Here is an 18,241-nt window from a genome sequence, read left to right as displayed (position 1 = left end):
CTCGCCTCAAGCGCCTGACAGTAAAAATGCCTCATCCTGAGGAGCGGTGGATCAGACAGAAATGCGGTAACAACCAGTTCGACCCTCTCACAGCAAAATAGCCAGAGCCGGATCAGATCTCCGGCCCGCTCCACAGGTTCGATTTCGCGGTCTTCTTCGGCGTGCGGCTTTCCGAGATATGCGCCGTCAGCGGGTCGAGCGTGCACAGGGCGTCATACTGGCTGAGGAACACCTGCCCGCTCAAATGCTTCAGGAAATCGGTCCGCTTCAGTCGGTCCATCACCGGTCCCTTCACCTCCGAAAGGTGGAAGGAAACACCGGAATCCGACAGACGGTGGTTGATTTCCTCAAGGCTCTCCAGGGCACTGGCGTCGATCTCGTTCACGGCCGGGCACATCAGCACCACGTGTTCGATATCGGGCTTTTCGGCCACCAGTGCATAGATCCGGTCTTCCAGAAACCGCGAATTGGCAAAGAACAGGCTTTCATCGACCCGTAGCGTCAGCACCCGGTCCCCCGTCACCACGGCGTGCCGGTCAACATTGCGGAAGTGCTCGGTTCCCGGCACGACGCCGACAATCGCCATATGTGGCCGGCTGCTGCGGTAGAGATAAAGCGCGATCGACAGGGCAACGCCGGTCACCACGCCCGGCTCGACACCGAAGAACAGGGTGATCAGGATCGTCGCGGCCATGGCCGCGAAATCGCTCTTAGAATAGGCGAAGGTCCGCTTGATCGCGCCGAGATCGACGAGCGACAGCACGGCAACGATGATGGTGGCGGCCAGAGTTGCCTGTGGCAGATGCGTCAGCAGCGGGGTCAGGAACAAGGTGGCCAGCGCAATGCCGACGGCGGTGAAGGCACCAGCCGCCGGGGTCGCTGCCCCGGCATCGAAATTGACGACCGAGCGGGCGAACCCGCCGGTGACCGGATAGCCACCGGAAATGGCGGAGGCAATGTTGGAGGCGCCGAGGCCGATCAGCTCCTGATCCGGCTCGATCCGCTGACGCTTCTTGGCTGCCAGCGTCTGCGCAACGGAGACGGATTCCACAAACCCGATGACCGAAATCAGCAGCGCGGGACCGGCAAGCGCCAGCCACAACTCGCTGTCGAAGGCTGGCAGATGCGGCACCGGCAGGCCGGAGGGAATGTCCCCGACAACACGCACGCCTTTCTCGCCGAGTTGAAAGACGGCGGACAGGATCGTGGTCACCGCGACGGCTGCCACCGGCCCGGCCTTGGTCAGGATATCGGCAAAAAACGGTTTCATTCCCATACCAAGCAGCAGCTTCTTCAGGCCTTTGCGCACCCAGAAGAGGAAAGCCGTGGCCGATACGCCGATTGCGAAGGTGATCCAGTTGATCTCGCCAAGGTGCTGCAGGATGGAGCCGAGGATGTCGTAAAGCGTATGCCCGTTCGCCTTGACGCCGAGGATGTGCTTGAGCTGGCTGGACGCAATCAGCAGGCCCGACGCGGTGATGAAGCCGGAAATCACCGGATGGCTCAGGAGGTTCGCCAGGAACCCGAGCCGGAACAGGCCCATGGCGATCAGCATCAGGCCCGACAGGAAAGCGAGAATGATGGCGGCACCCAGATATTCCGGGGTGCCCTGCCTGGCCAGTTCGCCAACGGCGGAAGCCGTCATCAGCGAGACCACGGCAACCGGCCCGACGGCCAGCGCTCGGCTGGTGCCGAACAGGGCGTAGGCGACAAGCGGCAGGATGGATGCATAAAGGCCGACTTCGGGCGGCAGACCAGCCAGAAGCGCGTAAGCAAGAGACTGCGGGATCAGCATGATCGTCACGATCACCGCCGCAACGAGATCGTTTGTCGCCGTTTCCCTGTCATAGCTTTTGCCCCAGTCGAGAATGGGCAGATAGCGCTTTAGGCGGATCATTTTTCTTGGCCTTTGTCGGGGCTGGTAAAAACTCGAGCCGGGAAACCGGCTCGAGTTGCAGGTTGGTTCGATGGGCCCGTTTCCCGGGCTTGTTATGCTGCCGATACTTTTTCCGGCTTGGCCAGCCATTCCTTGCCGCGCAACATGGCACGCCAGTAAATGGGAGGTAGGATACGCTCCTTCAGGAGCCATGCGGTGCGCGTTGGCTTGGTCCCGTCCACCAGCCAACGCGGGAAGCTCGGCAACAGCGTTCCACCGTAGCCGAACTCGGCCAGGACGATCTTGCCACGTTCAACGGTGAGCGGGCAGGAGCCGTAGCCGTCATATTGGGCCGTCGCGCTGTGCCCTGCGATATCGGAAACGATGTTCTCCGCGACCACCGGTGCCTGTTTGCGCGCAGCCGCGGCCGTCTTGGCATTCGGTGCATTCATCACATCGCCGAGCGACCAGATGTTGTCGAAGGTCTTGTGGCGCAGCGTGGACTGGTCGACATCGACCCAGCCGGCGGCATCCGCCAGCGGCGAGACTCGGATGAAATCGGGCGCCGTCTGCGGCGGCGTCACATGCATCATGTCGAACTCGACTTCCACCTGGCGTGGATCCTTTTCCGGTTCCTTCACCTCGAAGACGGCCTTTTTGCCAGGCCCGTCGACTGCAACCAGATTGTGGAAGAAGTTCAGGCCGGCATCGTATCGCTTCACGTAGTCCATCAGCGCAGGCACATAGTCCTTCACGCCGAACAGCACACCGCCGGCATTCATGAACTGGATGTCGATCTTGTCCAGAGTGCCGGACTTCAGCCAGTGGTCTGCCGAAAGATACATGGCCTTTTGCGGCGCACCGGCGCATTTGATCGGCATGGGCGGCTGGGTGAACAGCGCCCGTCCAGCCTTCATGGTCTGCACCAGGTGCCAGGTGTAGGGAGCCATGTCGTATCGATAGTTGGACGTCACGCCGTTCTTGCCGAGCGTGTCGACAAGGCCTTCGACCTTGTGCCAGTCGAGCTTCAGGCCCGGGCAGACCACCAGCCGTCCGTATTTGACCACACGGCAGCCGTCCAGAACGACGGCATTGTCCTTTGGTTCGAAGGCGGCGACTGCCGACTTGATCCAGTGAACGCCCTTCGGAATGAGGGAGCCCATGGTCTTGGCGGTGTCCGAGGCCTCGAAGATGCCGCCGCCGACCATCGTCCAGCCGGGCTGGTAGTAGTGAACGTCCGCCGGATCGATGATGGCGATTTCCAGGTCCGACTTGCGGGAAAGCAGACTGGAAGCCACCGAGATGCCGGCCGCGCCACCGCCCACGATGACGACGTCGAAACGCGCATCCTCGGCAGTTTCGGTCGGTGTGCGGCCGCCGTTGGCGATGCGCCGCACCACGCCAGCCATGTCGTAGCCGGCGGCCTTGGTTTTGGAGAGGATGTCGGAGAGCGGCAGCTTTTCGGCCTGGGACAACGACCAGAGCGTTGCCGAGCGCGTACCGGTCCGGCAATAGGCCAGGATCGGTTTCGGCAGGCTTTCCATCAGCCGCCCGAACTCTTCGGCATCCGTATCGCCCACCTTGCCGGCAACGATGGGCAGATACCGCGCTTCCATACCGAGCTTGCCGGCAGCCGCTTCGATTTCCTCGAACGAGGGCTGGTCGGCACCTTCCCCGTCGGGGCGATTGCAGATCACCGAGCGAAAGCCCTGTTGTGCAAAGTCGGCCATGTCCTCGGGTTTTACCTGGGGAGCTACCGATATCTGGGAATTGATTGCTTTCATGGGTCCTGTCCGCCTCCTCCCGGCGATGAAGTCTCGACCGATTTTCTGCAGACGCCCTCCCCGCGTGAATACGCGGGGATCAGCCGCCTGCTTCGTTTCTGCTAGAGGGGCCGTTCATTGGCCTCGATCAGAGGCCGTTGACCGGCACTTTCAGGAAGGTCTTGCCGCTTTCATCCGCGGGCGGCAGCTTGCCGGCGCGCATGTTTACCTGCAGCGAGGGGATGATCAGCTTCGGCATGTCGAGCTGGGCATCACGTTCCGTGCGGAACTTGACGAATTCTTCTTTCGTCTTGCCGCCACCGACGTGAATGTTGTGTTCCTTCTCGGCACCCACCGTGGTCTCCCACTGGATGTCGCGGCCGTTCGGCCCATAGTCGTGGCACATGAACAGGCGCATGTCGTCCGGCAGGGCCAGCACCTTCTGGATGCTGTCGTAAAGCGTTGCCGCATCACCGCCCGGGAAATCGGCACGCGCCGAGCCACCGTCGGGCATGAACAGCGTATCGCCGACAAAGGCGGCATCGCCCATCACATGCACCATGCACGCCGGAGTGTGGCCGGGCGTATACATGGCAAAGGCGGTCAGCTCGCCGATCTGATAGACGTCCCCATCACGGAACAGGCGGTCGAACTGGCTGCCGTCGCGCTGGAACTCCGTGCCTTCGTTGAAAACCTTGCCGAAGGTTTCCTGGACGACGGTGATCTTGTCGCCGATGCCCAGCTTGCCACCCAGTTTCTGCTGGATATACGGCGCTGCCGACAGGTGATCGGCATGAACATGTGTCTCGATCAGCCATTCCAGCTTGAGATCCTTCTCGCGGATATAGGCGATGATCTGATCGGCATGGTCATAGGTGATGCGGCCGGCGGCGTAGTCGATGTCCATCACGCTGTCGACAACGGCGCAGGCGTTGGAAGCCGGGTCCTTGACCACGTAGCTGATCGTGTTGGTGGCCGGATCGAAAAAGGGTGTGACGTCAGGTTTGACACCCATGTCGACCGGATAGTTTGAGTTGCTCATAACAATCTCCCGTTTGTTTTTGCCGGCCGAGCCGGATCAGGCTTTTGCGGGTTGCTGGCGATGGCCGAGGGCGATCATCCATCTTGCGGTCAAGATGCCGGCAACGATAGCACCGGCGGTCAGCAGAGGCTCCATGCCCAGACCCAGCACCGGAACGAGACCACCCGGACAGAAACCGCTCAGGCCCCAGCCGATGCCGAAAACCGCGGAGCCGCCGATCAGTTTGGCGTCGAGATCGGTTCTCGAAGGCAGGTTGAAGCCCTGTGCCAGCAGCGGCGTGTTCATCCGGAAGACCAGACGATAGCCGATGGCCGTGACAAGCAGCGCACCGCCCATCACGAAGGCAAGGCTCGGGTCCCAGGTGCCGGCCACATCAAAGAAGTTCAGGACCTTGGCAGGGTCGCCCATGCCCGAGATCAGGATGCCGCAGCCGAAGAGGAGGCCAATGGCAAAAGCGGAAAGAAGTTTCATGCCGTTATCCTCCAAAGACGTGGCGGGTCAGGTAGACGGTCACACCCGCGGTTGCCATGAACGTGACGGTTGCCACGATGGACCGTGCCGACAGGCGCGAGATGCCGCAGACACCATGGCCGCTCGTGCAGCCGGAGCCATAGGTCGTACCGATACCGGTCAGAAAACCGCCGATCACCAGCATCAGCGGGGAAGACGGCACGGTGATTTCCGGCAGCTGCCCGGTTACGCCAAGCATGATCAGCGGGCTGGCGACCATGCCGGCCAGAAAGGCGGCGCGCCAGGCCCAGTCCTGGTTGAACTGCGTGGTCAGAAAGCCGCTGGCAATGCCGTTGATGCCGGCAATGCGCCCGAGCACGGCCATCAGGGCAACCGTGGCAACGCCGATCAGCGTTCCACCCAGGAAACTCATAAGGGGTGTAAAGTCAGTCATGATGTGCCCTTGATTACGATATATTCAAATATATGAATATACGAAAAAAGTATCAAGGGGTAATTTTCGATCGCGCTTCCGGGGCCGGGGAGCGGACACGCGAAAAACAAACTCGGCCATTGGTGCCTAACCCGCTGGAATAACGGCATCTTTTGGCGTGAAGCGAAGCCTTGATCCGAATATGTCTCACAAGAGAATGGCGGCCCATTAGGACATTTTTGGGACCGCGTTGTGTAGAGGCTCAACAGATCAACCGTCTCTAAACCAGCGCAAGGGGCTGGTCCGGAACGTGTTGCAGGCACCAGACCCGAACTGCTGCGATGGCGAGATTACTGAGCCTGCGGTGCAGCCACGGGCGTATCTTTTGCGGGAACCCCGGACGCAGCCGGAGGCACCGGGCCATAGCTGAAGCCGAGCACGACTTCCGTCCCGTCCGCTCGCTTTCGCGTTATCGCGCCAGGCAACAGATGGGCTGGGTTGTCGGTCGGGTCCGGAGTTTCGATATCCGTTTTTGGACCGGAGAACTCGCCCATCGGGCGCAGGATATCCTCATGTACCACGCTGCCGAGGTAAAGCGGATGCAGGCTGCCCGCTTGCAGGATGGCATAGCGGCTCGGCCAGAGCCGCAGCACCCAGCGTCCGCTTTTGTCTGCGTCGGCGGAAGGATCCTTGCGGATGAGAACGAGAGACGGTTGGCGACCGTTCTGGCTTCGAGGCAGGATCGGCAGGGAATCCGGCGGTGTCTTGCCTTCCACGAACCCGCCTGCACTCGAGAGGGACCATTTTGGTGGTTTCTGCCAGCCATCGGCTTCTGCAGCCTGGGCAAAGCGGTCCAGGGACCCGGTGTACTGGATCACCAGCGGTTCCTCGGTATCACCATTCAGTTCGATCCGCTCAGCAGGCAATGCCCGCCAACCGCCTGCAAGCCAGCCCGTTGCTGTCAGCGCTTCGGTGTTGGTACGCGGCTCATAGATCTGTAGTGCCTTGTCATAGGTACCTGAAAGGTGCCAGGTGCCGAAGATGCCGAGTGTAGCAACGACAATGACGGCAAGTGTCGTCCGGCCGATCTTCTCGTTGTGGATCGGGCCGAACACGAAGGCGAAGGCGGAAACCATGCCAATGCCGAACAACAGTCCGGCCAGGACGTCCGACATCCAGTGGGCGCCAAGGTAGACACGCGAAAAGCCGATGGTAATGACCAGTGTCGCGGTGATGGTGAAAATGCTGGCCTTGGCCCAACGGCTGAGATCGTGGGCGATCAACACGGCGCAAATGCCGTAGAGCACCGCGTTCAGCGTCGCATGGCCACTGGGGAAACTGTAGGCGTCGGCACCCGCATAAAGTTCGATCGGCCGCGAGCGATGCAGCATCAGCTTGAACAGGGGCACGAACATGGCGGTGCCGGCCATCGCGATGACGAAGCCGATGCCGCGTCGCCAGGCTTTCCTCAGGAACAGATAGGCGGCAACCGCAACGGTAACGGCGGTAACGACGATCCCGTCGCCGAGCGATGTCACGAACACCATGATCCGGTCGCCGACTGGCGTGCGCAGGCTGTCGAACAGGTTCAGGATGGCAAGGTCGGCCCGCACCATCGGTTCGCCGGGGGCGATTTCTCCGACGATCCAGAAGAAGGCCGGCAAGGAAATCAGCAGGATCAGCGCGGAGGCCAGCATGCCTGCCGAGCGTGGATGCGCGGGGTCGAAATTGCGCGCAATCCATTGGGATACCCGATCCTGACGCTTGGCGAAGCGTTTGACGATGGCCGCATGGGTGTTGGGAAACAGCGGCAGGACAATCAGGATAAGCCAGCGGCCGAGCATCACCGCCAGGAAGACGATGACCAGGAGAGCGCCGAGCACCAGGGCCAGCCGTCCGCTGATCTGGCCGATGGCATCAAGTGCGGAACCTGCAATGATACCGGGGGCAATATGCACGATCGTCCAGGCGAAGGCGGAGGTGACGTTGACCACCGAAAATCGGGTGAAATTCATGCCGGCCATGCCGGCGATGCCTGGAACCACCGATTTTACACCAGGCACGAAGCGGCCGATAAAGACGCTCTTGCCGCCGTGTTTCTTGAAGAAATTCTCACCGCTTTCCACAATGTCCGCATATTTGTTCAGCGGCCACATGGTCTTGATCTTGTCCTTGAAGGTGTAGCCGATCCAGTAGGAGATCGCATCGCCTGCGGTCGCTCCCAGGGTCGTCCAGATGAACAGCGGCACGGGATCCAGCTTGCCGAGCCCGACAAGCGTTCCGGCGCCCACCAGCACCACCGTCGTCGGCACGAAAAGGCCGATCAGGAACAGCGCTTCGCCCATCGCGGCCAGAAAACAGATCAGACCTGCCAGGGACGGGTTTTCCGCGATGAAGGTCAGAACAGGATCAAGAAATTCGGTCACGGGGTCGGTCGTGTTGGTCGAGAAAAGTGAAAAACTGTCAAATGCCGGGTGCCTTCAAAGACGTGAAGCAAACGGTTACCGCTTCATATAGTTGCGCCTTCTTCCATCCGATAGCGAAAAATTGAAATCTCCTGCCATTCGGGAACATTGAAGCAAGAGATGGTTTTTTAAGTGCGGGTGTTTCAAGATGCAGCCAGTGCGTCTTTTCTTTTGAGGTCTTCATGTTTGAATCCGCCCGCCTGCCGCAGAACATGGACAAGAAAACCTTCAAGAAACTGGAGCCGCAGTTGCGCGAGGCGCTGCTGGCAGCCCAGCTGCCCGTTGTCGAGAAACAGCCGTTCTCGACGATGATCCTGGTTGATGGCCTGGATGGCGCGGGCAAGGGCGAAGCGGTTGCCCGGCTCTATGGCTGGATGGATGCGCGCCATCTTGTCTGCAACGCCTATGGCGAATTGATGGACGAGGCCCGGCTGCGCCCGCCGCTGTGGCGCTACTGGCGCGATCTGCCGCCCAAGGGCGAGACGGCCATCGTGTTCGGGAGCTGGTATCAGACCGTTCTGCGGGACTGGATCTACAAGAAGATCGACGAGGACGCGTTCGACAAGGCCCTGACCCGGATCCGCCGGTTTGAGGAAATGCTCGCCAACGAGGATGTGCTGATCCTGAAATTCTGGTTCTACCTGCCCAAGAAGGAACAGGAAGAACGGCTGAAGCACATCGAGAAAAAACATGCCGCGCGCCATGTGCTGGCCGACTGGGCAGCGTTGAAGCACCACAAGAAGGCGAGCGAGGCCGGCGAAAAGATCATTCTGGAAACCAGCAAGGGCTACGCGCCCTGGTTTGTCATCCCCTCGCAGGATCCCGAGTACCGGGATGCCGCGCTGGCACAAACGGTTGCCAATGCCATGAAGCTGAAGCTGGAGGACGGCGAACCGCATTCGATTGCCGCACCTCCCGTGGTCGGCGGGCTGAAGCGCGAAACGGCAGTCGACACCATCGACCTGACGGAAAAGCTGGAGAAGTCGGAATACGAAGAGCTTCGCGACAAGTACCAGAAGCAACTGTCCGATCTGTCGGACATGAAGTCCCTGTCCAAGACGGGTGTTGTTCTGGTGTTTCAGGGCAATGATGCCGCCGGCAAGGGCGGTGCGATCCGCAGGGTGATCCGTCCGCTCGATCCGCGCATCTACAAGGTTCACCCGATCTCGGCACCGACCGACGAGGAAAAGGCCCGCCCTTACCTGTGGCGCTTCTGGCGGCGCGTGCCGGCCAAGGGACATTTCGCCATCTTCGACCGGTCCTGGTACGAACGCGTGCTGGTGGAGCGTGTCGAAGGCTACGCCGGACACGACGACTGGCTGCGCGCCTACAACGAAATCAACGAGTTCGAGCAGGAACTCACGGACTTTGGCTACATTGTCTGCAAATTCTGGCTTGCCATTTCCGAGGACGAGCAGCTGCGCAGGTTCAAGGCGCGCGAGGACACGGCCTACAAGCAGCACAAGATCACGGATGACGACTGGCGCAATCGCCTGAAATGGGACCAATACGCCATCGCCGCCGGCGACATGATCGATCGCACATCAACCCACTACGCCCCCTGGACGCTGGTCTCCTCCGAAGACAAGCGCCATGCCCGGATCAAGGTTCTGAAAACGATCTGCGACCGGCTGGAGGAAAGGCTTTGAGAAGAAAAAGACTTCAAAACGACCCTCATCCTGAGGAGGACCGGTCTGGTCCGTCTCGAAGGATGGGCCGCTTGTACCGGACTATGCCGCCCATCCTTCGAGACAGCGCTGCGCGCTTCCTCAGGATGAGGACCGTCTTGCTGAAGGGGCTGGTGAAAATGCTGCTCAGCAAGCATCGCCAGGCATTTGAACCCGTGTGGAAGGCGGTCGATCGCGCTCAAAATTCAGACACTTTCCAGGACGCGTCCCACCGTTCTCACAGAGCGCCCGCCAGGTAATCCATCGCCGCCTGCACTCCGCCCCGCCCATGGGGAATGCCCAGTTTCTGGAAGCCGAGTTCGATGGCTGACAACGTGCCGAGCAGCATGACGGCGTTGACGTGGCCCATGTGGGCAATGCGGATGCCTTTGCCGGACAATTCGCCGATCGTTCCACCGATGGTGACGCCGCAAACTTCCTTGGTAAAGGTCCTTAGCGCCGCCACGTCGCCTTCGTTGAACCGCACAACGGTGACGGAGTTCGAGCGGGCATGCGCGTCGGTGATGTTGAAGTCGACCGCGCCCTTTTCCGCCCAGACCGCAACGGCCCGCCGGGTTGCCTCGCCCAGAAGGGCATGCCTGTGCCAGGTCTTCTCCAGCCCTTCCTCGAAAATGAGATCGAGAGCCTTGTGAAAGGCAAACAGAAGGTGCTCGGGCGGCGTTCCGCAGTATTTCTGGTAGTGCTCCGGCCCTTGCCGGAAAGTCCAGTCGGTGTAGTTGGTCCGCAGCTCCGCCGTTTCATGTGCCTTGTCGGCTTTCGGGCCGGCGGCAACAAAGGAGAGGCCTGGCGGGCACATCAGACCCTTCTGCGATCCCGTCAGCGCCACATCGACACCCCAGGCGTCCATCTCGAACGGCATGCAGCCTAGCGAGGCAATGGTGTCGACCATGAACAGGGCAGGGTGTGAAGCTGCGTCGATCGCCTTGCGCAAGGCGGCAATATCATTCCAGACCCCGGAGGCCGTATCGACCTGAACCACCAGGATAGCCTTGATCTCGTGGGCGGTATCCTGTTTCAGCCGTTCCTGCAGGTGGGCAGGGTCGACCCCCTTGTCCCAGGCACCGGGCAGAACCTCTATATCGAGGTCCAGCACGTTGGCAGCTTCTCCCCAGCCAAGGGCAAAGCGGCCGGACTCCAGCACGAGCACCTTGTCGCCACGCTTCAGCGTGTTGCACAGGGCGGCATCCCAGGCTCCATGACCGTTGGCTGCGTAGATGTAGGTCTTGCCTTCGGTCCGGAACAGACGCTGCAAACCGTGCAGGCAGAACCCGGTTGTTTCCAGCAAAGGGCCTTCATAAATGTCTACCGCAGGCCGGTGCATGGCCCGCAGGATTTCCTCCGGCACATTGGTCGGTCCTGGAATCATCAGAAATTCTTTGCCATTGCGAAGCGTCATGGCCGGGTCCTCGTTTGAAGGCAGATCCTGAACGGAAGGGGATGGGACGGCCTTGGCCGCCGAAAGATGTGTTGCTGTGAAAATTGCCCGCCTGCAGGCATCCGTCAAGACGCCAGTTGGTCAGCTCGCCGGATTAACATGCGCGATACGATGGTTTGTGCGACCGCGAAATAGTGTGGGAAAGAGAGCTTCGGACCGGAAACGGCTTTCACCCAGAAGCGGTGCAGGCAATAAGGGTTGGCAAGCTGCTGGAAACAATGATCTATTCGACCATGCTTTGTTGCGGGTGTGGTTACGTGTCTTCTGGTTGTAAAGAAAATGTCTTGTTTCCGTTAAGTAAGTTCTCCAAGTTAGAGGCCGTTTGGTCTCGTCGTTTAGGCGTTGCAGCATGATCCTGGTTGAAGAAGGACAAAGCCCGCTGATTGTCTGCCTGCCCCATTCGGGCACGGAGATCCCGAACGCTGTCGAAAAAAGGCTGAATGCCACGGGCCGTCTTCAGGCCGATCTCGCCTGGCGCCTGGAACGCGTGTTCGACTTTCACGGAGAGTTGAGCGCGACAGTGCTGCGCTCCACCATTTCCCGCTACGTTGTCGATCTGGACCGCGATCCCAAGACACCTGTCAGCGCTGCGCAGGATCCGACGCGCGCCTTGTGTCCCGCCACCACGCTGGATGGCAAGCGCATCTATCAGGAAGGCGAAGAGCCTGGCCCGACCGAGATCGAACAACGCACGCTGCTTTTCTATACGCCCTTCCACAAGGCCCTGCGCCGCCAGATCGACCGGCTTTTGCGAAGTCATCGCAAGGTGATCGTGCTGGATTGCCAGTCCATGCGTTCGAACATCAAGGGCGTTACCGAAAATGGACTGCCGCTGGTCAGTATCGGCACGGCGGGCGGAAAGTCGTGTGATCCGGACCTGCGCAATGTGCTGGTCGGCTCGTTCAAGGGGCGGGAAGGGTATACGGTCAGCGTCGATGAGCAGACCCAGGGTGGTTTCATCACCCATACGTTCGGTCGACCGGACCGCGGCCTGCATGCGATGACGTTGCTACTGGCACAACGCTCTTACCTGCGCCATGAGTCACCGCCTTTCGAGCCGGACAAGGTGCGAATGGCCCGTCTGACGGCCGTCCTGCAGGATGCAATGACGCGGCTGGTGGACTGGACGTCGGTGGGCGGTGCTTCATCTGGTCAGAACCAGATTGAAAGCCTGCCCTTGCCGGTGGAAGAGCCTCTGGTGGAGACGACGGACGCTGAAGACAGCGGCAGCAACGCTGGCCCGGTTACCGACAATGCCGAAGCGTTGACGGAAGGCGCGGCAGAAATCCCGGACGATATTTCGGCAGAAACGCCTGACGCGGCACTGGAAAAGGCGGAGATCAGCCCCGCCAATCCATTGACCCTGCCCAAGGTATCCAGCGCCCAGACGAGCAAGGTCGAGGACGGACCCGTCACGCCCTTGCTGGTGGCCGAGTAAGCTTCAGACGGTCAGACCACGTTCTTTTCGATAATCGGTGTTCCGGCAGCCAGCCGGTCGAACGCCAGCGGTGAGAGATCCAGCGTCTGATAGCCGCCTGTCACGACCAGTTCCGCAAGGCCGCGCCCAACCGCGGGTGACTGCTGCAGACCATGTCCTGAAAACCCGAGTGCCAGATAGAACCCGTCCAGCCCCTGCACTGCGCCGACAAAGGCGTTGTGGTCGAAGAGGTTCATGTCATAGCAGCCGGCCCAGGCAGCCCCCGGCCGGATTGCCTCGAAAGCGGGAACGCGCGTTGCCAGTGTCGGCCAGATATGTTCTTCGAAAAGGCCATAATCGACGTCGAAATCGTGGCAGTCCGGATCGCGATCTTCAGGCGGCGCCGAACCGCAGATGTAGCCGGTGCCTTCCGGGCGCGCATAGGTGCCGTTCGGATCGATCAGCAGCGGAAAACGCTCCAGCTTGTCCTTGCATTCAAAGGTAAAGACGCAGCGCTTTTTGGAAACGATCGGAACGTCCATTCCGGCCTGACGGCAAAGCTCGGCCCCGCCGGAAGCTCCGGCGCAATTGACGACGACAGGTGTCGACAGTCTCTCGCCCGTCGATAGCTCAACGCTCCAGCCGCCATTGCCGTCGGATGCCACCCTGGCCTTTGCGGCAATGTAGTCGACATCCAGCGACCGGGCCTTCTTGCGGAAGGCCTGCATCAGGCCATAGCCGTCGAACCAGCCTTCGCCTGTAACGCCATGGCAGCCTGCGGCGAGGTCGGAAACCTCCAGCCAGGGGAACTTTGCCTTGAGACCGTCCGGGTCAAGAAAGGCGATATCCGCGCCGAGCTGCTGCTGCAGGCGGTGATTTTCCTGAAGGATATTGAGCTTGTCGGGCGTTGCCAGGAACAGGTAGCCACCCTCGTGAAGATCGATAGCGGGCCTGTCGCCGTTCACGTTGAGCGCTGCTCCGATCTCCCGCAGAAAGCGGATGCCGTAAAGCGAAATCTCGATGTTGATGGCGCTGGAGAACTGCTGGCGAATGGACGCTGCCGACCGCGCGGAAGCGCAGGTTTCATAGGCGGGATCCGCCTCTATAACGACGATGCGTCCGGAAAAATCGTCGCGCATGGCCAGGTGGCAGGCGACGGACGAGCCCATGACGGCTCCCCCGATGATGACGACATCCGCAGTCTGGTCCGCCATGGAGCCTCCTCAAGCGCTGTCAGGAAAAACAACGGGCCTGCTGACGCAAACCCTTTTCAAGAGAACCGAACGAGAGACGGGCGGCTTGGCCGCCCGCATCAAATGTCATGACTTCAGGGTCTTAGAAGAACGCCTGCAGGCCGGTCTGTGCGCGGCCGAGGATCAGCGCATGAATGTCATGCGTGCCTTCGTAGGTGTTGACCGTTTCCAGGTTCTGGGCGTGGCGCATGATGTGGTATTCTTCCTGGATGCCGTTGCCGCCGTGCATGTCACGAGACTGGCGGGCGATATCCAGGGCCTTGCCGCAGTTGTTGCGCTTGATCAGCGAGATCATTTCCGGCGCCACCTTGCCAGCGTCGAACAGCTGGCCGACACGCAGCGCTGCCTGCAGGCCGAGCGTGATTTCGGTCTGCATGTCCGCCAGCTTCTTCTGGAAGAGCTGGGTCTGTGCCAGCGGGCGGCCGAACTGTTCGCGGTCGAGGCCATATTGACGGGCGCGGGTCCAGCAGTCTTCTGCAGCGCCCATTGCGCCCCAGGCAATGCCGTAGCGTGCGCGGTTGAGGCAGCCGAACGGGCCTTTCAGGCCGGAAACATTCGGCAACAGGGCATCTTCACCCACTTCCACACCGTCCATGACGATTTCACCGGTGATGGACGCGCGCAGGGAAAGCTTGCCGCCGACCTTCGGTGCGGTAAGGCCCTTCATGCCCTTGTCGAGCACGAAGCCGCGGATGGCACCATCATGAGCTTCCGACTTCGCCCAGACGACGAAGACATCTGCGATCGGAGCGTTCGAGATCCACATCTTCGAGCCGGTCAGCTTGTAGCCGCCGTCGATTTTTTCCGCGCGGGTGCGCATGCCAGCCGGATCGGAACCTGCATCGGGCTCGGTGAGGCCGAAGCAGCCGACAAATTCGCCGCTTGCCAGTTTCGGAAGGTATTTCTGGCGCTGTTCTTCCGAGCCATACGCATAGATCGGGTACATGACCAGCGAGGACTGCACGCTCATCATGGAGCGATAGCCGCTGTCGACACGCTCGATCTCGCGGGCAACGACGCCGTAAGCGACATAGGATGCACCGGCGCAGCCGTATTCTTCCGGCAGGGTGACGCCCAGAAGGCCGAGTTCACCCATTTCGTTGAAAATGCCCCGGTCGGTCTTTTCCTCGCGGTAGGCTTCGATTACGCGCGGCAGCAGCTTTTCCTGGGCAAATGCGCGAGCCGTATCCTGGATCAGCTGTTCGTCTTCCTTCAGCTGTTCGCGCAGGTGAAACGGGTCCTGCCAGTCGAAGGAGCCGCCACCGGCCGGTGAGGACTTAACATTCGCGGGTGCGTTCATGGTCGTGTCTCCCAGGCCGTGATCCGGCCAATGATGTGCGGCCGCTTGACGGCCAGGGTCATTCTATTTCCTCTAGTCTTGCCTCAAATCCGTTTGCGTAAAAGCGAAACCTCGTCCATCATTCATGACGAAATGGAATGAAGTAGGGGAATTTGCCATGCGGCGCGCCTTCGTCCCGCCGGCAGACACGCTGATCGCGTTCGAATGTGCCGCCCGGCATCTGAGCTTTACCCGCGCCGCGGAGGAACTGCACCTGACGCAGGGCGCAGTGTCCAAGCAGGTTCGCCAGCTGGAAGACAGGCTGGGCGTCGAGCTGTTTCGGCGGGTTCGCCAGCGCATTGTCCTGACCGACGCGGGCCGGATCTACCTTCACGATATCCGAGGGGCGCTGGAACAGATGACCGCGGCCACGCGGCAGGTGATGTCCTACGCCGGCAGTGCGGACGTCCTCAACCTTGCGGTTCTGCCGACCTTTGGCACCCGCTGGCTGGCGCCGCGGATTGCCGATTTCGGGCGCCGGTATCCGGACGCTGGCCTGAACCTGAGTGTACGCCTGCAGCCGTTCGATTTCGACGAGGAGCCGTTTGACGGCGCCATTCACCACGGCGACCCGGTCTGGGCGGGGGCGATCGCCGAGCGGCTGTTCGACGAGGAAGTCATCCCCGTTGCCTCACGCGTCTTTCGCGATCGGCACCAGATCCGCACACCTGCCGATCTTGCCCGCGTGCCGCGCCTGCAGCTTGCAACACGCCCGCTTGCCTGGCGGCAGTGGTTTGATCTTGCAGGCGTGGAAACAGATGCCGCCTTCCAAGGCGCGCGTTTCGAACAGTTCGTCATGATCTCCGAGGCTGCGATCCACCACGCCGGGGCCGCGCTGATCCCGCGTTTTTTCGTCGAGGCGGAACTGGCCTCAGGACGTCTCGTCCGGCTTTTCGACCTCTCCCTGTCACAACAGACGGCGTATTATTTCGTCTATCCGGAGGGGCGGACGATGCGGCCGGTGGTATCTGCATTCCGAAAATGGCTGATGGAGGAAGCGCGCACCGCACGGACGCGCCGGGAAACAATGCTGCCGGGCTGAAGCAGGCGTCAAGACAGGGCGCTCCGCACGACGGTTCCCCTGGACCTGACTTTTAAGCCATCGGCAGAAATTGAAACCGGCGGGCACATGACCCACTTTTCAGCGGAACGATTGCACCTTACCGGCGTTTTGCTCACAGGCACCAATCGGAGAGACCCGTCCCGCTTTCAAACTGCCGTATTCCCGCCCCGGGTTATGATCTGCTGCCATGCCTGATGGCAATTTTCCCTGCTCGTGTAAGAAAGAAGCAGGGACAAGGAGACGTAATTGGAAAAGCATCATCTGCGCCTGATCCTCAATGGCAAGTCCGCCGGCCGCGACGATGTCCGCAGTGCGGTAGAGGCCGTACGGTCCATGGGCCACGATGTCTCCGTCCGCGTGACCTATGAGGCCGGCGATGTCGAGAGACTGGTTCGCGATGCCCTGCGCGATCACGAGAGCGAGCGGATCGACACGCTTGTCAGCGGCGGAGGCGATGGCACCTTGAACGAGGTTCTGGATGCGGCCCTGCATGGTTTGCCCGAAGGGGAAAAGCCTCCTTTTTCATTTGCGGTTCTGCCTCTTGGAACGGCAAATGATTTTGCCAATCACATTGGCCTTGACCCGGCGGACATCACCTCCTGCCTGCGGTTTGCCGTGCGCGCTTCCGCCAAACCGACCGACATTGGCGAGGTCAACGGCTGTGTGTTCGTCAACATGGCAACTGGCGGCTTCGGTTCACAGGTGACATCACAGACCGACCCGAACCTGAAGCGTGTTCTTGGCGGGGCTGCCTATCTCTTCACAGGTCTGCAGCGGTTTTCGGAACTTTCGGCCTGCGAAGCCCGTATCGAGGCGGATGATTTCTCCTGGGAGGGCTCGTTCCTGGCGCTCGCCGTGGGCAATGGCCGCCGCGCAGGTGGCGGCATTCGGCTATGCCCCGATGCCAAGCTCGATGACGGCTTCCTCGATCTGACCATCGTTCCCTTCCCGCAGTCGGGCAAGGTCATCGATCTTTTGTCGGTGCTGCTGGACAGCGGCGTTGACGACATCAACGGCGGCCCGATCCAGCGCAAGGTGCGCAATCTGAAAATCGAGACCCAGCAGCCCGTGCAGTTCAATCTGGACGGCGAGCCGATGAATGGACAGTCCTGGCAGATTGGGATAAGGCACCACCAGATCGACCTCAGGCGCTGACGGTCGCCGCGCCCGGCAGCAGGCAGAAACGACGTCTTTCCGTCAGGCATGCAAGGTGCGGGAAGGCGCAGGGCACGGCTTTCAAGAGACGGACAGCATGGACGAATACCAGCTCAAGAATTTCCTCAAGTTCGCGCCTGCCAGGCTGGGGCTGGTGCCGAAGAAACACCTGCTCGTCCACATTCCCAAGAACGGCGGCATGTCGGTGCGCCATGCCAAGGCGCTGGAAGGCAATCTGGTTCTTGCCAACCGGCGCCGCCTGAAAAGCAAGGCTTATGCAAACGCGCTGATGACCTTCATGAGGGATCGCGGGCTTCATCCAGGCTACGAACATGCCCGGCTGCGGGATATCGACCTTTCGGTGCGTGCCGGCACGGTGCCTTTTGCGGTTGTTCGCAACCCCTGGGCACGGACTTTTTCCAGATTCAAGTTCTACCTACAGACAAGCGGATCCCACGAGGCGGAATTCGATCTGACGGTGAAGGGGTTCGAGGAATTTTTGGAGACGCGCCACGAGTGGGGCAAGGTTGATTTCTTCTGGCACCGCGCCTCGCTCGGCTGGTACCCGCAAAGCGACTATGTGATCGACGAGAGGGGGCAGGTGGCGGTCAATATCCTGCGTCAGGAAAAACTGGGTCCGGAACTGGCAAGATATCTTGGGGCAGATGACACGCTCGAACAGCGCAATATCTCCCGCAATGCCCGTGCCGACCAGCGAAAATTCTACACCGACAGGAATATCGAGATCGTCGCCGACTGGTACAAAACCGAAATCGAACTGTTCGGCTTCGATTTCGATACGCCAGCAACACGGAACGTCTTTTTCAGCTGACCTTAGTGCGAGAGTATTTTGTGGGCTTGA

Annotated in this window: 15 protein-coding genes; 5 read left to right on the top strand and 10 right to left on the bottom strand. The window is 60.6% G+C overall.

The window, feature by feature from the left end:
- Positions 1-112: 112 nt before the first annotated feature.
- The 7 genes from B0E33_RS10870 to B0E33_RS30885 form a co-directional block, all read right to left on the bottom strand.
- The gene (locus B0E33_RS10870; RefSeq protein ID WP_022999241.1) at positions 113-1,897 is read right to left on the bottom strand and encodes a SulP family inorganic anion transporter; all 1,785 of its coding nucleotides are present in this window, start codon (positions 1,895-1,897) and stop codon (positions 113-115) included.
- 92 nt (positions 1,898-1,989) lie between these two features.
- Positions 1,990-3,660 carry a bifunctional protein tyrosine phosphatase family protein/NAD(P)/FAD-dependent oxidoreductase gene (locus tag B0E33_RS10865; protein WP_022999240.1) on the bottom strand — a complete coding sequence of 557 codons (1,671 nt, stop codon included), beginning with the start codon at positions 3,658-3,660 and terminating at the stop codon, positions 1,990-1,992.
- Positions 3,661-3,787: 127 nt separating this feature from the next.
- Positions 3,788-4,681 carry an MBL fold metallo-hydrolase gene (locus B0E33_RS10860; protein ID WP_022999239.1) on the bottom strand — a complete coding sequence of 298 codons (894 nt, stop codon included), beginning with the start codon at positions 4,679-4,681 and terminating at the stop codon, positions 3,788-3,790.
- 36 nt (positions 4,682-4,717) lie between these two features.
- The gene (locus B0E33_RS10855) at positions 4,718-5,152 is read right to left on the bottom strand and encodes a DUF6691 family protein (RefSeq protein WP_062491082.1); all 435 of its coding nucleotides are present in this window, start codon (positions 5,150-5,152) and stop codon (positions 4,718-4,720) included.
- 4 nt (positions 5,153-5,156) lie between these two features.
- A complete protein-coding gene (locus tag B0E33_RS10850) occupies positions 5,157-5,585 on the bottom strand; it encodes a YeeE/YedE family protein (RefSeq protein WP_201030435.1) in 429 nt (142 codons plus the stop codon).
- 329 nt (positions 5,586-5,914) lie between these two features.
- Positions 5,915-7,990 carry a bifunctional DedA family/phosphatase PAP2 family protein gene (locus tag B0E33_RS10845; RefSeq protein WP_062491078.1) on the bottom strand — a complete coding sequence of 692 codons (2,076 nt, stop codon included), beginning with the start codon at positions 7,988-7,990 and terminating at the stop codon, positions 5,915-5,917.
- 37 nt (positions 7,991-8,027) lie between these two features.
- Complete coding sequence (locus B0E33_RS30885; RefSeq protein WP_139314197.1) at positions 8,028-8,213, bottom strand: hypothetical protein; 186 nt, start codon at positions 8,211-8,213, stop codon at positions 8,028-8,030.
- Between B0E33_RS30885 and pap the strand changes: the two genes are divergently transcribed.
- Positions 8,212-9,678, top strand: a complete 1,467-nt coding sequence (gene pap / locus B0E33_RS10840) for a polyphosphate:AMP phosphotransferase (protein WP_062491077.1) — start codon at positions 8,212-8,214, stop codon at positions 9,676-9,678. The two genes, B0E33_RS30885 and pap, sit on opposite strands and share 2 nt — an antisense overlap.
- A 256-nt stretch (positions 9,679-9,934) precedes the next feature.
- Here the strand turns inward: pap and B0E33_RS10830 are convergent, their stop codons facing one another.
- Positions 9,935-11,113: a pyridoxal-phosphate-dependent aminotransferase family protein gene (locus tag B0E33_RS10830; RefSeq protein ID WP_062492040.1), complete on the bottom strand. Its 1,179-nt coding sequence runs from the start codon at positions 11,111-11,113 to the stop codon at positions 9,935-9,937.
- Between the two features lie 388 nt (positions 11,114-11,501).
- Here B0E33_RS10830 and B0E33_RS10825 point away from each other — a divergent pair, with 388 nt between their 5' ends.
- Positions 11,502-12,590, top strand: a complete 1,089-nt coding sequence (locus B0E33_RS10825; protein WP_022999233.1) for an N-formylglutamate amidohydrolase — start codon at positions 11,502-11,504, stop codon at positions 12,588-12,590.
- Positions 12,591-12,601: 11 nt separating this feature from the next.
- On the opposite strand, the gene B0E33_RS10820 is transcribed toward B0E33_RS10825, so the two are convergent.
- The gene (locus B0E33_RS10820; RefSeq protein ID WP_062491073.1) at positions 12,602-13,783 is read right to left on the bottom strand and encodes an NAD(P)/FAD-dependent oxidoreductase; all 1,182 of its coding nucleotides are present in this window, start codon (positions 13,781-13,783) and stop codon (positions 12,602-12,604) included.
- Between the two features lie 121 nt (positions 13,784-13,904).
- The gene (locus B0E33_RS10815) at positions 13,905-15,122 is read right to left on the bottom strand and encodes an acyl-CoA dehydrogenase (protein ID WP_062491071.1); all 1,218 of its coding nucleotides are present in this window, start codon (positions 15,120-15,122) and stop codon (positions 13,905-13,907) included.
- 157 nt (positions 15,123-15,279) lie between these two features.
- Between B0E33_RS10815 and gcvA the strand changes: the two genes are divergently transcribed.
- The 3 genes from gcvA (at position 15,280) to B0E33_RS10800 (ending at position 18,211) form a co-directional block, all read left to right on the top strand.
- Positions 15,280-16,203, top strand: a complete 924-nt coding sequence (gene gcvA, locus B0E33_RS10810) for a transcriptional regulator GcvA (RefSeq protein WP_022999230.1) — start codon at positions 15,280-15,282, stop codon at positions 16,201-16,203.
- Positions 16,204-16,470: 267 nt separating this feature from the next.
- Entirely contained in the window at positions 16,471-17,379 is a 909-nt protein-coding gene (yegS, locus tag B0E33_RS10805) for a lipid kinase YegS (protein WP_062491068.1), read from the top strand.
- Positions 17,380-17,476: 97 nt separating this feature from the next.
- Entirely contained in the window at positions 17,477-18,211 is a 735-nt protein-coding gene (locus B0E33_RS10800) for a sulfotransferase family protein (RefSeq protein ID WP_062491066.1), read from the top strand.
- The last annotated feature ends 30 nt before the right edge of the window (positions 18,212-18,241 follow it).

Origin of the sequence: Roseibium algicola, from assembly GCF_001999245.1 — a bacterium.
In the GTDB taxonomy this organism is placed as follows: domain Bacteria; phylum Pseudomonadota; class Alphaproteobacteria; order Rhizobiales; family Stappiaceae; genus Roseibium; species Roseibium algicola.
The sequence above is the reverse complement of the archived record's forward strand: the minus strand, read 5'-3'. Positions and strand labels throughout refer to the sequence as shown.

Bases quoted from the DNA above. Each gene is read 5' to 3' on its own strand.
- B0E33_RS10870 (WP_022999241.1), bottom strand. From the start codon at position 1,897: ATGATCCGCCTAAAGCGCTATCTGCCCATTCTCGACTGGGGCAAAAGC.
- B0E33_RS10865 (WP_022999240.1), bottom strand. From the start codon at position 3,660: ATGAAAGCAATCAATTCCCAGATATCGGTAGCTCCCCAGGTAAAACCC.
- B0E33_RS10860 (WP_022999239.1), bottom strand. From the start codon at position 4,681: ATGAGCAACTCAAACTATCCGGTCGACATGGGTGTCAAACCTGACGTC.
- B0E33_RS10855 (WP_062491082.1), bottom strand. From the start codon at position 5,152: ATGAAACTTCTTTCCGCTTTTGCCATTGGCCTCCTCTTCGGCTGCGGC.
- B0E33_RS10850 (WP_201030435.1), bottom strand. From the start codon at position 5,585: ATGACTGACTTTACACCCCTTATGAGTTTCCTGGGTGGAACGCTGATC.
- pap (WP_062491077.1), top strand. From the start codon at position 8,212: ATGTTTGAATCCGCCCGCCTGCCGCAGAACATGGACAAGAAAACCTTC.
- B0E33_RS30885 (WP_139314197.1), bottom strand. From the start codon at position 8,213: ATGAAGACCTCAAAAGAAAAGACGCACTGGCTGCATCTTGAAACACCC.
- B0E33_RS10830 (WP_062492040.1), bottom strand. From the start codon at position 11,113: ATGACGCTTCGCAATGGCAAAGAATTTCTGATGATTCCAGGACCGACC.
- B0E33_RS10825 (WP_022999233.1), top strand. From the start codon at position 11,502: ATGATCCTGGTTGAAGAAGGACAAAGCCCGCTGATTGTCTGCCTGCCC.
- B0E33_RS10820 (WP_062491073.1), bottom strand. From the start codon at position 13,783: ATGGCGGACCAGACTGCGGATGTCGTCATCATCGGGGGAGCCGTCATG.
- B0E33_RS10815 (WP_062491071.1), bottom strand. From the start codon at position 15,122: ATGAACGCACCCGCGAATGTTAAGTCCTCACCGGCCGGTGGCGGCTCC.
- gcvA (WP_022999230.1), top strand. From the start codon at position 15,280: ATGCGGCGCGCCTTCGTCCCGCCGGCAGACACGCTGATCGCGTTCGAA.
- B0E33_RS10800 (WP_062491066.1), top strand. From the start codon at position 17,477: ATGGACGAATACCAGCTCAAGAATTTCCTCAAGTTCGCGCCTGCCAGG.